11 protein-coding genes are annotated in these 14,873 nt (G+C 47.0%); 7 read left to right on the forward strand and 4 right to left on the reverse strand.

Annotated elements, in window-relative coordinates:
* Positions 1–10: 10 nt before the first annotated feature.
* Entirely contained in the window at positions 11–982 is a 972-nt protein-coding gene (locus tag ABIE27_RS15965; protein ID WP_429350992.1) for a FecCD family ABC transporter permease, read from the reverse strand.
* 201 nt (positions 983–1,183) lie between these two features.
* A complete protein-coding gene (locus tag ABIE27_RS15970) occupies positions 1,184–2,938 on the reverse strand; it encodes a helix-turn-helix domain-containing protein (RefSeq protein WP_429350936.1) in 1,755 nt (584 codons plus the stop codon).
* A gap of 231 nt (positions 2,939–3,169) precedes the next feature.
* Here ABIE27_RS15970 and ABIE27_RS15975 point away from each other — a divergent pair, with 231 nt between their 5' ends.
* Both ABIE27_RS15975 and ABIE27_RS15980 read left to right on the forward strand, forming a co-directional pair.
* Complete coding sequence (locus ABIE27_RS15975; protein WP_429350937.1) at positions 3,170–4,171, forward strand: Gfo/Idh/MocA family protein; 1,002 nt, start codon at positions 3,170–3,172, stop codon at positions 4,169–4,171.
* A 442-nt stretch (positions 4,172–4,613) separates the two neighbouring features.
* The gene (locus ABIE27_RS15980) at positions 4,614–5,246 is read left to right on the forward strand and encodes a pyroglutamyl-peptidase I (RefSeq protein WP_429350938.1); all 633 of its coding nucleotides are present in this window, start codon (positions 4,614–4,616) and stop codon (positions 5,244–5,246) included.
* Between the two features lie 839 nt (positions 5,247–6,085).
* On the opposite strand, the gene ABIE27_RS15985 is transcribed toward ABIE27_RS15980, so the two are convergent.
* Both ABIE27_RS15985 and ABIE27_RS15990 read right to left on the reverse strand, forming a co-directional pair.
* Positions 6,086–6,928, reverse strand: coding sequence for a 1,4-dihydroxy-6-naphthoate synthase (locus tag ABIE27_RS15985; RefSeq protein ID WP_123063084.1), 843 nt, complete (start codon positions 6,926–6,928; stop codon positions 6,086–6,088).
* The gene (locus tag ABIE27_RS15990) at positions 6,925–7,758 is read right to left on the reverse strand and encodes a futalosine hydrolase (RefSeq protein ID WP_429350939.1); all 834 of its coding nucleotides are present in this window, start codon (positions 7,756–7,758) and stop codon (positions 6,925–6,927) included. Before ABIE27_RS15990 ends, ABIE27_RS15985 begins: the two co-directional genes overlap by 4 nt.
* Positions 7,759–8,949: 1,191 nt before the next feature.
* Here ABIE27_RS15990 and ABIE27_RS15995 point away from each other — a divergent pair.
* From ABIE27_RS15995 to ABIE27_RS16015, 5 genes are all read left to right on the forward strand, one after another.
* Positions 8,950–9,339, forward strand: a complete 390-nt coding sequence (locus ABIE27_RS15995; RefSeq protein WP_123063085.1) for a GntR family transcriptional regulator — start codon at positions 8,950–8,952, stop codon at positions 9,337–9,339.
* Entirely contained in the window at positions 9,332–10,234 is a 903-nt protein-coding gene (locus ABIE27_RS16000) for an ABC transporter ATP-binding protein (RefSeq protein ID WP_429350940.1), read from the forward strand. The genes ABIE27_RS15995 and ABIE27_RS16000 overlap by 8 nt, the downstream gene beginning before the upstream one ends.
* A complete protein-coding gene (locus ABIE27_RS16005) occupies positions 10,209–12,248 on the forward strand; it encodes a hypothetical protein (protein WP_429350941.1) in 2,040 nt (679 codons plus the stop codon). Before ABIE27_RS16000 ends, ABIE27_RS16005 begins: the two co-directional genes overlap by 26 nt.
* Before the next feature lie 385 nt (positions 12,249–12,633).
* A complete protein-coding gene (locus ABIE27_RS16010) occupies positions 12,634–13,596 on the forward strand; it encodes a hypothetical protein (protein ID WP_429350942.1) in 963 nt (320 codons plus the stop codon).
* A gap of 106 nt (positions 13,597–13,702) precedes the next feature.
* Entirely contained in the window at positions 13,703–14,794 is a 1,092-nt protein-coding gene (locus ABIE27_RS16015; protein ID WP_429350943.1) for an alpha/beta hydrolase, read from the forward strand.
* Positions 14,795–14,873 lie beyond the last annotated feature (79 nt).

The raw sequence follows: 14,873 nt of genomic DNA on the forward strand, positions 1-14,873 counted from the left end.
CGTTTCGTCACTACAAAGCCCTCCTTTCTTTGCGGGCCAGATAGAGGAAGAACGGTACGCCGACAAAAGCAACCATAATGCCTACCGCCAGTTCCTGAGGCGGATTCACGATGCGTGCCCCGAGATCAGCGAGCACAAGCAGAATCGCCCCGAGCAGGGAAGACATCGGAATGATAAGCCGATAGTCTACGCCCACCAGTTTACGGGAGATATGAGGGATGACCAGCCCGACAAATCCAATCGAACCTACAGCGGAGACGGACACCCCTGCGAGCACAACGACAGCAGCAAGAGCAAGAAAGCGAGTCCAGCGCAGGTTCATCCCGAGATTAATGGCGACCTCTTCCCCGAGGGACATCAGCGAAATACGACGTGCGAGCGGCATGGTTAATAGTAGTGTGAGCAGCAGCACCGGAAGAATCAGTCTCAGATGGCGCCATTCTATTCCTCCAAAGCCACCCGCATACCAGAAGGCCAGGTCCTGGCTCAGGTCGAAATAAATGGCTACTCCTGTGCTCAGAGAACCGAGCATGGCAGCAATGACTGCGCCCGCAACCGTGAGTCTGATTGAACTAAGCCCTCCGGGAGCAGCCATGCCAAGCAGGAAAATGAGCAATGTACCGAGCACGGCTCCTATAAACGACAAAAGCATGATCCATCCGTAAGATAATCCCGGCCAGAACGCAAAGCTTAATGCCACAACAAACGTTGCTCCAGCGTTAATGCCCAGGATGCCGGTATCGGCCAGTGGATTTCGAGTAATGCCTTGTATCAAGGCTCCGGCTACAGCAAAAGCGGCTCCAATCACAGCGGCAGCCAGCACGCGTGGCAGTCTCAATTCATGAATGATCTGATGCGGTGTCAGAGCCGGATTGTACTGGAAAATGGCTGTCCACACGGTTTCCAGTGTTAATCCTTTGGCTCCTAATGAGATGGCAACAAACATGCTGATCAGCAGGATCGCGATGGCAGACAGAAACATCAGACCAACGGTGACTGCGGATCGTTGAGTCTTGGACGGGCGATGAGGCAGTCCCGGATGTTGGATACGGGTCACTCCTTTATAACAAATAACATCTTTCGTTGTTATTGATTATCATTATCAATTAGTGAATATTATAAAATCTTAATCCAGGCCCGTACATGGCATAAATTAAGATTTGGGAAATGGACATTTTTTAGATTACAAAAGTATGGGCTTGTTCGTCAACATCGAGAGCGCTTCCTCTAGCTGGATGTTGATGGAATATGGTGCGTACACAACCCAAGCGTTCCAATCTACAAGATGTACACGGCCGCCGCGAACGGCGGGATGGCTGTTCCATAGCGGATCATTCTTTAATTTTTGCAGCAGTATTGCTGGGTTATGCAGGTTGTCTGTTGCAAGCACAAGCACATCGGCTTCCAGACCGTCCCATTGACCGGGTGTAAACGGCATCCAGTTGAAGCCGATACCGGGAGCCTTGCCCTTCAGTTCTGCCTGAATACGCTGTGGTGCATGGAGTTGCAGTGTCCGGTAGAACACATGACCGAAGTTGCGGTGGCTGTACATCCGCGGCCCTTTGGCAGTTAATGTACCTACAGCTACAGTGAGGCTGCCAGCCTGTTCTCTGATCTTCTTGCGTGCACGCTCTGCTTTGCGCTCATGCTTGTCCAGCCATTCTTTGGCCGCCTGCGTCCGATCTACAATCGAAGCGATCCGTTCCAAATGGCCGAACATGTCGGTCTGGTTCCACGGGACGGTAATGATGGGTGCGACATCACCAATATGTTCCATCGCTTTAGCCGCAGCGTTATCTTTGGTCAGAATCAGGTCGGGATTCACATCGAGAAATGCCTGCCGCCCTTGTTCCCACGGTTCATAGGCATGAAAAGGCATGGTAAGCGACCGGGGCAGATGTGGCAGATGGCCTTGAATCTGTGCTGCACAGGGTGTGATGCCAAGTGTCATCAGATGATCGGTATAGGGATAAGAGAGTGACACAATGTTGCGATGAACTTGCTTGGCATAAGCCGTTGGGGCATAACCGGCATAGTTACGAAACCGTCTGCTGAAATAAAACTCGTCACGGTAACCGACCTCACGGGCGACATCACGAATACGCAGATCGGAGGTCAGTAACATTTCCTTCGCCCGGTTCATACGCAAATGAGTAATGTATTCGATTGGATTTTTGTGCATCCGGCTTTTGAACAGTTGAGAGTAATAGGACGGATGCATGCCAGCCAGTTCGGCTAAGGTATCCAACTTAATCTCATGCATATAATGTTGCTGTATATATTGCAATGTTGATTTTAACCAGGACTCGGGATCATCCTGCTCCGATTCTTCCGTAGGGCTTGCATGTTCTTCAGGCCACAGTAGATAGAGTAGCTCGGCTAATAGCAATTGTGCTTTGATTTCACGGGATGCTGTTTCGTTATCGGGATGTGTAAGTTCGGTCAGTTGTGCAGCGATCCGTTGAATGCCATAAAAGGGCCCTTGAATCCATCCGGCAACAGGTGAATGAAGTTCACGTTCATAGACGCGCTTCGCTTCTGTTTTCTCCGTCACTCGAAACAGGTCAAATTCAAGAACATACAACTCAGCATCTTGATCGACATCTGACACAAGTTCCAGACGGGTTCCGGGTGGGTACAAACAAGCCGCTTTGCGAACGACACGGGATGGCTCGGCATCCACAACCTGTGTTCCCGTGAAGCGATGCATATAGATGAAGGTATGATGCGGGAGTTCGTCCGTCTGCCACCGGAAAAGCTGCTGTGTGTTCACATGCTCTGCCCGCCGGAGTTCAACCAAGGCATGATCCAGGAACTGGTGAAGTTCATTGCGAATGGTTGAACGTGCATTTATATGATTTACATCGCCGCTAGGGCGTACAGTCCGTTTGTCGTCTGAAGGTATGCGGTTATGGCCTTGATTTGGCTCAGTGATCATGGCGTACCTTCCTTTCATTAGGGGTCATTGTGTTCTTCTAAAGGATACATGTGCTCATGGTGTGTCTCCAAGTTATCTTAGCAAATCTGTTACGGAATTGAAATGTGATGAAGGGAAGCAAGCTTTTCTGACGAAAACGTTTCTTTTTGGTAAAATAAGAGAGATACCATGTTGGCTTGTCTGAATCATGAACCTTGTAATACGCAAATTGGTAGTAGGGAGGATGGACGTATGACACAGACAGCGGGACAGGATAAGGTACGATGGGGCATTATGGGCACGGGATGGATTGCATCCCAGTTTGCCAAGGATTTGGCACATGCGGGGAATGCGGTGAAGGCAGCGGTTGGTTCACGAACCGCAGGCAGTGCGGAGAAGTTTGCAGCCGAATATGGTTTTGAACGCGCTTACGCTTCATATGATGAATTGCTGCGAGACCCTGAGGTGGATATCATCTATGTGGCAACGCCGCATCCGGTACATAAGGAAAATGTGATGGCCTGCCTTGAAGCAGGCAAAGCGGTACTTTGTGAGAAACCGTTTACGATGAACTCACGTCAACTGGAGCCGCTCGTGGAAACGGCGCGAGAACGGAAACTGTTCCTGATGGAGGGTATGTGGACTCGCTTCCTGCCGCCAATTGTGCAGGCACGGGCATGGATTGCCGAAGGTCGTATTGGTGAAGTACGGATGGTGCAGGCAGACTTTGGATTCCGCATCGGCTGGGATCCGGAAGGACGGTTGCTTAACCCCGATCTGGGTGGTGGTGCGCTGCTGGATGCCGGAGTATACCCAATCTCTTTCGCGTCAATGATCTTTGGTGAGCAGCCTCAACATGTCTGGAGCACAGCGCACATTGGGGAAACCGGTGTGGACGAGCAATTTTCTATATTGTTGTCTTATTCCGAGGGGCGTTCGGCGTCACTTAACGGTGCCATTCGTTTGAATCTGAACAATGAGGCCGTAATTTATGGTACGGAAGGCCGAATTCGTCTGCCTTTTTTCCTCGCAGGCAAAGAAGCCTATTTACATGTGAATGGACAGGAAGAGCCAGAGAAGTTTGTGGATGATCGGGCTTGTCTCGGGTACGCGTTTGAAGCAGAAGAGGCTGGACGCTGCATTCTGCAAGGGCGAACAGAGAGTAATACCATGAAACTGGACGAATCCCTAGAGATTATGAAGCTGATGGACACGGTTCGTCGGCAGTGGGGATTGCGCTACAGATCGGAGTAAGCGCCGCTGACTAGAGAGTGTAAAGCACTTATTCATAATGCCTAAGATGCACGGAGGCTGGATGGAACGCTGGAAATGCCGGGGCGTGTGAAAGATTGTAAGTTTAGAATTGTAAGTTTAGAGATGTTGATTGGTGAGGGTGGCCTCTCTGTGATCTCTTATCCAAATTGTTTTTTGTGTTATCCAATATTGGAGATATGTTCCATACTTATGGCGAGTATTTCCTGTGAGTGATGTATTCCAGTCAGGTTATTGTGATGGCATCTGTGTTGTATCCGTAGAGATAAACAAAGGGTTGGTTAAAAAGGGGAGCTGGAGTTGTACAGCCCTTGCACTTGCATTTGTATAATGGAAGAGCAAAGTTAGTAAATGGTTACAATCTATTTAGGAGAAACAGAATTATTCATTTCGATTTTTACATCAGGAGGGAGTGCAGCAGTTAATGAAGTTTCTGATTTCGGGATTTGAGCCTTTTGGTGGGGATACGGTAAACCCGACGGGAGCATTAATGGAAGCGTTAGCGTATGAGGTAATTGAAGGAGCTGTAATAAAAACCGTGCTGCTGCCTGTGAATTTTGATGAGTGTGCCGACATGCTGATTGCAGAGATGCAGGCCTTTCAGCCGGATGTTGTTATCGCCTGCGGGTTGGCAAAAGGTAGAACGGCAATTACGCCAGAACGCATCGCAATTAATGTGAAGGATATTCCGCCCGGATCTTATGCGGACAATCAAGGTCAGCGCCCTGTGGATGAGTTGATTGCAGCTGGAAGTCCCGATGGTTTATTTTCTACCTTGCCCACCCGGAAGATGGTTAATGAAATGATGGCTGCAGGCATACCGGCAACGATATCCAATACCGCAGGAACGTATATATGTAATAACACGATGTACCGGGTGCTCGATTACATCCGGTTGCAACAGCTACCTGTTCAAGCAGGCTTTGTTCATTTTCCGGCTTCGACAGAGATGGCTGTGCAGGCACCTTCTATCCCGTCTTTGCCACTTCCAGTGATGCTGGATGCACTGCGATCCATGATTCGCACGGTTATGTCGGAGACGGAAACAAATAAATAAACTGCCATTATACCAAGCAGTAACGAACAACCAGGTAATCAATAAACCAACAAACAATCAACAACAAGGTAACCCGTAACCCGTAACCCGTAACCCATAAGCCGTAACCCATAGGCCGTAACCCATAAACGAGAACCCATAAACCAACCCAACGAATAAAAGGGCAACTCCAATACGTCACAAAGGTGGCGAGAGGAGCTGCCCTATTCATATGTGGTTAGTTTGGTTTTTTACGTATATCTCTCCCATTCAGAGGGGAGTTTTGCGAGCTAGTATCCAATATCAAGGGGTGAACCTTGTTTAGACTCATTCTTACTGCGCGTTAGACCAATAGTACTGCACAACTATCTGGCGCAAATTCTAACGATCCCCACAGACGCTATTTACACCAATTTGGCAGTTTTAAAATTCTAACGATCCGTAGGAACGCTATTTCACCAAAATAGACCAGATTGAGATGAAAAAGGACCATTTTCGGCTAAATAAGGTTTCTGATGATCGTTAGAATTTGCAGAATGCAAAAATGAGCCAAATAAGGTCCGTCAGGATCGTTAGAGATAGACAGTACATAAAAGATGGGTCTGGCTATTCAGCAACCAAGGTTATGCTCGAAGTTAAATACAAGTTTAAATACAAGTTAGGTACAACTTAGGTATAGGTGAGGTAACGCTTGTTTTACATGTTACTTGAGACACTAATGAGATATTGGAAGTGAACATGTATGTTGGAGAAACTTAGACTGCTAAACTATAGCATTTAAAATTTCCAGCATCTAAATTGCCAATATCAATTCAACAACAATTTTACCTCCCAATACAGAGAGCACCATAACGTGAAGGTTAGATCTTTAACAAGTTCAGGTCGAACTCGGGAACCAGTTTTTCTTGCATGGCACGACCAAGCAGTGCCGTAATCGCAGCATAACCATCTTCACCCAAGTTAGCACTGAATTCGTTGACGTACAGGTTAATATGTTGAGCGGCTACGTTGGGGTCCATCTCTTGTGCATGTTCCATAACATATGCTTGTGATTCTTCTGGATGAGCCCAAGCGTACTGGACAGAGGCGCGCGCCCATTCAGCCAGAGCGTGAGCATCCAGATCACGGCGGGCAATAATAGCACCGAGTGGAATAGGCAGGCCTGTGTCATTTTCCCACCAATTGCCGAGGTCAGTCATCAGTTGCAAATTATAGTTTTGGTACGTAAAACGTGCTTCATGGATAACCAACCCGGCATCGATTTGGCCATCACGAACGGCAGGCATAATTTGTTCAAAAGGCATGACAACAATTTCACCGACATCCCCAGGAACATTTTGCGCGGCCCAGAGACGGAATAACAGATAGGCTGTCGAGCGCTCGCTCGGTACGGCAACCCGCCGTCCAGACAGGTATGACGGATCAGTTGTTCCATCAGCTGTCAAAACCAAAGGACCGCAACCTCTGCCCAGAGCACCGCCAGCAGGTAACAAAGCATAGTTTTTCAGTACATAAGGCAACGCTGCATAGGAAATTTTCATCACTTCCGGAATGTCTGGTCCGATTGGACTTGCAGCAAGGCCGTTCGTTATATCGATATCCGCATAGCGAACTTCAAGCTCAGGTGCACCAGGAATCAGACCGTGTACCCATGCGTGAAAGATAAAGGTGTCGTTAGGACAAGGGGAAAAAGCAATATTCATGATGTGATAACCTCCCGTAAAATAGAACTTGCTGCCTGGAGCGCATCCAGGGCATCCTTGATGCGCCAAGCGTCGCGGTCGCGTGGACCGACCGCGTTAGATATGCCGCGCAGTTCGAGCACCGGCAGGCCGAACTGCTGCGCAGCTGTTGCTACGCCGAAGCCTTCCATGCCTTCGGCGGCAGCATCTGGCACGCGGCGCAGCAGCTCCGCGGCCGCCTGCGCGGTTCCGGTCGCCGTGGACACGGTGACCGCAGTGCCCCCGCTGACAGCGAGCCCTGCCCGCTGCAGCTCATGGCGAAGGCGCGCGGCAAGCACCGCGTCCGCCGCCACACGGGACGAGCCGAATCCGAGCTCGTCCACAGAGAGGAAGCCGTCTGGCGTCTGCGAGCCCAGATCGGCTGCAACCATGGCGTCGGCTACCACGAGAGAGCCGACGTCTGCCCGGCCGGGGAACCCGCCGCCGATGCCGGCACTGATCACCAGCCCATAGGCTGATGATCTGGCGCCGGTTCCGGCAACGGGCCCCGGCCCTGAAGATGCGGCTGTGCCGTGCGCCGCATCAAGTTCCTCTGGCGCGGCCGTGCCGTGCGCCAGTTCACGTGCCGCTGCTGAAGCAAAAGCTAGCGCAGCGGCAGTTCCGGCAGCGGCCGAGGCAGGGCCAACGCCCGCTGCAATAACATCAAACTGTGCTGCGGCATCATCACCCAAGCCGCGAAGGATAGCGTCTTTTTCCGCGTCCACAGCCGTTACAATCAGTATGCGTGAAGCAGGCCAGAGCCCGGATGTAGAAGCAGCCTTATTAGAAAATGTACCTTTTGTTGTATTCATGGGTTATTTACCTCAATTTTAATTGTAGTAGTAGATATATCTATGTGGCTAAGCCCAGCCTTCATACGGTTATCGTGTTCAGAAGGCTATCTATATTTAGTATTTTGCAAAAATTTACATTCGTGTGCATGATGTGAAACCAACCCAAACCCAGCCCAAGTCACCCAATCTCGAAGGGCAGTCATGGCAAAGTACGCACATTGTACTATCCTTTACATTATACTTATTCATACACATACACATACACATACACATACACATAACCCAAACTCGTAACCAAACACGTATACGTAAATATAAATGTCCACTGTAGGGAAACAAATCCATCCTTTTTGTCTTTCAAAGAGTGGACAGCACTCTCCAAAAGAGCATATCCCTCCGTTAATAATTGTAACACTATATACAGATGAAATAATCAAAAATGTTATTTTTGATCTATATGTAGGTTTGTGGGTAAAGTGTAATCTTTTTAAAAAAGTGTCCACCTTTTAATAAACAAAATCCCTAAATGTACACGACAAGTGGACAAGCTATAAATATGATCATGTGCTATCCAAAAGCCGGAACACCGAATATCAAAATGAACATTCTTTCCACCACACTGCTATTCACACTGAATCACCACATCTTAACTCTTCCTAACTCACACTAAACTCCCCTACCTCATCCTAACTAACTCATTCTATCATTTTAACTCATCACATCACATCTAACTCACACTCACTAAGCTTGTTATGATCTAGTCATGCTTTGTCATACCTCGTTATACCTCATCTTAATTCATCATATCTCATTCTAAGCCGTTGTAACTCATCATAACGAAGGGACAGGCGCAGAACAACCTTTCGTACATATTCGCACCGAGCTCAGTTTCGAGCATATTTGCGCCAGCCGAATAAGGTGGAACGACCTTTTTTATAGATGCTCTTTCTCTAAACTCTATTCGAAAGGGATACCCCTTTGAGCTTTTAGAAAATAACATGAGCGTTTTCTTGCGTGCTTTTTATATGTCAACTATACCATATTGATTGGTTTTGTATAAATTTTGCTATCCTCTTATTTACGCATGGAGTTAAAGTTGAAGATTGACAAACTGTACTAACTGTATTATTAATAGTAGTACAGGTAGTACACTGATAGTACACTAATAACACAACAGACAACATACTAAATTAAGAAAGGAGGTGCGGGATGTTCGAATTGGATGTACGCAGCCGTAAGGCGATCTATGAGCAACTGGTGGATAAAGTCAAAGAAATGATCGTATACGGTATTCTGAAACCCGATGAGCAGCTTCCTTCCGTTCGGTCATTATCAACACAGCTCACCGTGAACCCGAATACAATTCAAAAGGCATACCGTGAGCTTGAGCGAGAAGGTTATATTTATTCGGTGCAGGGTAAAGGAAGTTTCGTATCACCATCTGTGGAACATCCGAAGGAGGCTATGAAAGACGAGATCAGAGAATCCTTGGTGAAACTGATTGCCGAAGCTTCGTTTTCTGGTTTAACCAAGGCGGAGATGACTCTTTTATTCGAAGAAGCGATGGCCCGTATAGAGAAGGAGGTGCCGCATGATTGAGCTGAATCAAGTCGTTAAAGCTTTTGAACAGGAAAAGGCTGTCGATGGCGTAACCATGTACATACATAAGGGGTCGATCTATGGTTTGCTCGGTTCCAACGGGGCAGGCAAAACTTCGTTGCTCAAAATCATTGCAGGCATCTATCGTCAAGACCTTGGAACGGTGCGCATTAACGGAGCTGAGATATACGAGAATATAGACCTGAAAGGCCGCACTATTTTTATGGCAGATTCACCAACCTTTTTCCCGCAATCTTCGATTACTCAAATGGCCGCGTTCTATCGTTCAATCTATTCAAGTTGGAGTGAGGAACGTTTCAACCAACTCGCGGCTGTCTTCAAATTAGATGTAAAACGCAAGCTTCATCGCATGTCCAAAGGCATGCGCCGTCAGGCTGCGGTATGGCTGGGACTCAGCTGTATGCCTGAGGTGCTGCTTATGGATGAACCGATCGATGGACTTGACCCTGTCATGCGCCAGCAGATCAAAAACCTGTTGTTCCAAGAGGCGGCGGAGCGCCAGGTAACGATTATCATCTCATCCCACAATTTGCGGGAAATTGAAGATCTCTGTGACCATGTAGGAATCATGCACAAAGGCCAAATCATCGTGCAGAAGGATCTGGATGACCTTAAGGCTGATACACATAAGATTCAGGTTGCCTTCCGCCACCCGGATCATGCTGATTTATTGAAAGAACAAGTTCACATTTTGCATGAAGAAAAAAGAGGAAGTGTATCCTTGTACATTGTTAAAGGTCATCGTGAAGATGTTACCGCACAATTTCGTTTACATGATCCGTACCTGCTGGATGTGCTACCGCTGACACTGGAGGAGATTTTTATCTATGAAATGGAGGGTGCAGGGTATGACATTCAACCGATTATACTTTAACCGCGGCATCCTGTACCAAAATTTCAGGCAGCACGGATGGCTTGGTATTGTATATCTGCTTCTTTTATTATTTTCACTTCCGTTATACATCGGTACGCAGTATCGAGATTATACAGAAGAAATTAGCACTTTGTTTAGAGTGCGTGGAGAATTTCACTGGTTCTTAGCGATAACGGTTCCGGTAGTGATTGCATTATTCCTGTTCCGGTATATCCAGGCCGGTGGACCTGCTGATGTATACCACAGCCTGCCGCTGCAACGGAAACATCTGCTGACGATGAACCTGATGACCGGATATGTGATGATTCTGGTTCCAATCTGGATTACAGCTGGAGTTACCGCATGGGTGTCCGCAGCTCTGGATGAACCTGCTTTTATTTTCGACGGCAGTGTGATCTGGATGTGGGGCGTGACGATGAGTGTTATCTCTTTGTTCATGTTTATGCTGACCGTTGCGGTGGGCATGTGTATTGGACAGTCGATCTTACAAGGACTTACCGTGTATGGCATCAGCCTGATTCCATTAATTTTCTGGGGAACTTATGAGATGCATCTGAAGCGTTATCTGTTAGGTTTCCCAGATCATGCGCTTCGGTCCGGTATGGAGAGCATATCCCCAGTCGCCCGAATGAGCGTCCTCCAAGAAGCACCGGGCTGGAGCGAAATTGGGATCTATGCTGCTATGACGGTGTTCCTTATCGTTCTTTCTTATCCTTTATACCGCAAACGGCATGTGGAATCGGCATCGCAGGCCATTACATTCCGAATTGTAAAGCCGATCTTCCGTTTTGGCTTCATGTTGACGGTTATGCTGTCGGGTGGTGCGTACCTCGCTACAATTTCGCCCAGACATTCGGAGATGTGGGGTATTGCCGGGTATGTGATCGGAGGCGTTGCGGGATACATTGGAGCTGAGATGATTATTCGCAAAACCTGGCTGATCTGGAATCGCAGCTTATTACCAAGGTTTGCTGTATATGGGATTGTAGCTGCGGTCATCCTGTACGTGCCTGTTGCAGATTGGAACGGTTATGCAGCCAATGTGCCTTCCAAGGACAGCGTGGAGAAGGTACGTATTGGAGGCGATCGTTCTATCTACGTTGATGGTACATATGTGAAGCTGGATGACAAAACGATGTACTCTAACACGGAGGGATATATAGAGGCTGTTCTTGACCTTCATCAGAAAATTGTGGATGCCGATCTGTCTTTCCAGGACAGAGGAAAGAATCAATATATACCAGGGGAAGAGAGTGTCATTATTGATTATAAGTTAAAGAATGGGAAAACCCTATCGCGGGAGTACACCGTTTTGGAGTCTCGTTTTCAATCCGAATTCGAGAATATGAAAAACTGGAAAGATTTCAAAATAACCAGATATGAAACTTATGCATTGGATAGCGATGTTCGCAGCGTCGGTATTCGGTCAAGCCTTCTTAGCGATCGTACCGTGTACATCAGTGATCCTCAGCGAATCCGGGAATTCAATGCGTTGTTAAAATCGGAAATTTTAGATCAAACGTATCAAGATCAGAAATCCGAATGGGGCTCATTTGCGTCAGCCGAAATCTATCCGAATGATGGGAATGAATCATCGGCCAAGCAGATATTGGATCGATCTAACCCTAGTTCAACATATGAGATTAAACCAACCTACACCCGTTTGATGGCATGGCTCAAAGAAAACAAGCTGTATGACCGGTTGCAGGTTTCTGTAGATGAAATTGCCTCCGCTCAGTTTATTAAACAGGAGATCGACAGCCCCGGTAAAGTAAAATGGGTCTATGCCGATTGGCAATTTATTGACGAAAACCTGAGGGGAGACCGGAAAGTCGCGACCAAAAACAAAAAAATTATTAGCGAACTGATTCAACGTCAAAGATCCGGGGTTTACACAGAACGGGACACTTTCTATCAGATTAAACTGAATTTGGTCAAAGATCAGAGCCTTTATATGATGTTAAAAGAGGAAGATCTCACCGAGGATATGAAAGTCATCTTGGCCGATCTATAACATGTTGTTGTTCTATACACTTGTAGTCTGAATGTTTGAACCAATCCAAATAGATATACGTTACGAACGCATAGTGTTTCAACATTTAGCTTGACCAGAACAATTTTATGGAATATATTAGAAAAAAAGAAGATTCAAGCGACGTTTTAATTCATCGAATCTTATATGGAACGGCTCATGAGGGAAGCACCCGTAAGAGCAGGCATAGGCCTGACTTGCGGGTGTTTTTTTTGTCGTTCCTCGAATCGAGTGTTGGCTTGGAGGCCGAACAGTAAGAAAGACGTGCTCTGATACTGCAAAAGTTCCGGAATGATCATTGGACACAAGTACAGAGAGAGTAGTGGCACGGAATTCATATCAATTTTGAGAAAGGGAGTGTAGAAGGATGATGCATTTGGTACCAGAGAAGAAAGGATTAGTAGAGCAACTAATGTTGTCGCAGCAATCAAGGAACATGTGGAAGGGACAGTCAAAGTGGGGGCTTGTTATTCAATTTTGGTTAAAACTGCTGGTTGGGCATTCCGCTTTATCGAGACTGTGCATGATGTTTGTTGCAACATGCAGCATTGGAATGATGTGGAGTGCAGCAACGGTTCATGGCGAGGGGATTGAGCTACATAGTACTGCGCAGAAAGCCTGGAGTACAATATTGAATAAGACGGATACACAGACCAAACGTTCTTTACAGCAGTCGTACGAAAGTGCCGGGAAATGGATTTCTCAGAAAGAGATGTGGGAACAAAAGATCAAGCAGTTGCATACAGCGAGCGCTACTGAGTTGGTGCAACTTCGAAAGGCAATCCGTAATACCGATGCAGCGAAGCTGGCGGCTCTTCAGCAGACAGTGGAACTGACGCAGGCACGTTATGAAGCTTTATTCAAACTGTATAGCTCGCTGAACAAACAATTGTCTGCTGCCAAATCTCTCCAGAGCAAAGAGTGGAGTTCGGCCATTCGTACACAGGCTGAAACGCTGAAACCGCTGGTGCAGTTGGCACGTGAAGATATTCGTGTGAAGAAACGGAGCCTTGCTGAAGCACGGAAGCGGAAAAATAATGAGGTGAAGCGGCTGCGAACGATGTTGAATGGCACGAATGCTGTAAAAAAGCAGATTCAAACGGCCAAGAAACAAGTCAGTTTGTCTAGAGAACGGTATACGGATGCGCTTCGGAACTTCAAACAATCCCTGAAAAAAGGTGAACCCGTACGTGTATTAAGTACCCTGAATGCTTTGGTTTCTTCAGCTGAAAGATGGACGGTTGCGAGCCAACACATTCACACGTTAGAGCAGAAGGTGTCCGCGATCTACGTCAAAGTAAGCGAAGAAATCAACAACAGATCCAAATGAAGGAACCTGATGCTGCAAGAAAAATCCATAAGAGAAACTTGTTTTTTTCTGGCGCGTACACCTCTATAACAGAACCATTCGTTAACATGGAGCGAGGTGCAGGCACGTGCAGACAAAGCAGGAGAAGAAAGATGCAGATGGAACCGGGGTAAAGAGTGCTGGCAGATCGGCATTGGAACACAAGAACAGGCACGCGAGCAGAACGGGGTTGAAACGAAAGCGTTACTGGATTCCCATCAGTTTATTGCTCTTGATGATCGGTGTTGTAGGAATAGGTTCACAATTCACACCCAGAATAACCGTATTTTTGCTAAAGACAGGGATTGGGTTAATGACTACAAATGAAAGCGACAAGGAATCATTTATTTCGGAAGGGATAACCCGTGTTACCGATGTGGCCTATGCAGATGGAGGCCGTCGCAACAGTACGCTGGACATTTATTATCCTTCCGCAGCAACTGAACCCTTGCCAGTCATACTGTGGGTTCATGGCGGCGGTTGGGTTATGGGGGATAAAGAAGACATAGCCGATTATGCGGTGCAGTTAAGCAAACGTGGCCATGTGGTGGTCAGCATGAATTATGCACTTGCGCCGAATACGACATACCCTGTGCCCGTGATGCAAACCAATCAGGCTCTAACATATATCAGAGATCATGTAAGCCAATATCAAGGTGATCCGAACAACCTATTTCTTGCTGGTAATTCGGCTGGTGCCCAGATTGCGAGTCAGACTGCGGCACTGCTTACGAATCCCAATCTGGCAAAACAAATGAATATAAGGCCATCAGTGGAGCCTGAACAGATAAGAGGAACACTTTTGTTCTGTGGTCCTTATCATTTGCGTACGGTTGAAAGTACAGGCTTTCCGTTTATGCGAACATTTCTCTGGTCATATACGGGAAGCAAGGCATACGAAAATGATCCACATCTGGACGAAATGTCAACGGTGCTTCAGGCTACAGCCGCGTTTCCACCATCATTTATTACTTCCGGTAATGATGATCCTTTGACCGTACAATCGATTGAACTCGCGGAAGTGCTAGAGCGTCAGGGTGTCACGACAGAAACGTTATTTTTTCAATCATCTTCGGAAAAACTGGGGCATGATTACCAGTTTAATCTGAAAAGTGAAGCAGCACAGCAAGCGCTTCAGGCATCTGTGCAATTTATCCAGGCTCATAAAAAAGGAAACTGAAGATACAAAATTCATGTGAGATAGTGCATTTTTTGAAAAAAAGGGTGTCACAGCGATTCAACATGAAAAAATAACCATG

The sequence above is a fragment of the Paenibacillus sp. 4624 genome (genome assembly GCF_050435065.1).
In the GTDB taxonomy this organism is placed as follows: Bacteria; Bacillota; Bacilli; order Paenibacillales; family Paenibacillaceae; genus Paenibacillus; species Paenibacillus amylolyticus_D.

Bases quoted from the DNA above. Each gene is read 5' to 3' on its own strand.
- ABIE27_RS15965 (WP_429350992.1), bottom strand. From the start codon at position 982: ATGTTTCTGTCTGCCATCGCGATCCTGCTGATCAGCATGTTTGTTGCC.
- ABIE27_RS15970 (WP_429350936.1), bottom strand. From the start codon at position 2,938: ATGATCACTGAGCCAAATCAAGGCCATAACCGCATACCTTCAGACGAC.
- ABIE27_RS15975 (WP_429350937.1), top strand. From the start codon at position 3,170: ATGACACAGACAGCGGGACAGGATAAGGTACGATGGGGCATTATGGGC.
- ABIE27_RS15980 (WP_429350938.1), top strand. From the start codon at position 4,614: ATGAAGTTTCTGATTTCGGGATTTGAGCCTTTTGGTGGGGATACGGTA.
- ABIE27_RS15985 (WP_123063084.1), bottom strand. From the start codon at position 6,928: ATGAATATTGCTTTTTCCCCTTGTCCTAACGACACCTTTATCTTTCAC.
- ABIE27_RS15990 (WP_429350939.1), bottom strand. From the start codon at position 7,758: ATGAATACAACAAAAGGTACATTTTCTAATAAGGCTGCTTCTACATCC.
- ABIE27_RS15995 (WP_123063085.1), top strand. From the start codon at position 8,950: ATGTTCGAATTGGATGTACGCAGCCGTAAGGCGATCTATGAGCAACTG.
- ABIE27_RS16000 (WP_429350940.1), top strand. From the start codon at position 9,332: ATGATTGAGCTGAATCAAGTCGTTAAAGCTTTTGAACAGGAAAAGGCT.
- ABIE27_RS16005 (WP_429350941.1), top strand. From the start codon at position 10,209: ATGACATTCAACCGATTATACTTTAACCGCGGCATCCTGTACCAAAAT.
- ABIE27_RS16010 (WP_429350942.1), top strand. From the start codon at position 12,634: ATGATGCATTTGGTACCAGAGAAGAAAGGATTAGTAGAGCAACTAATG.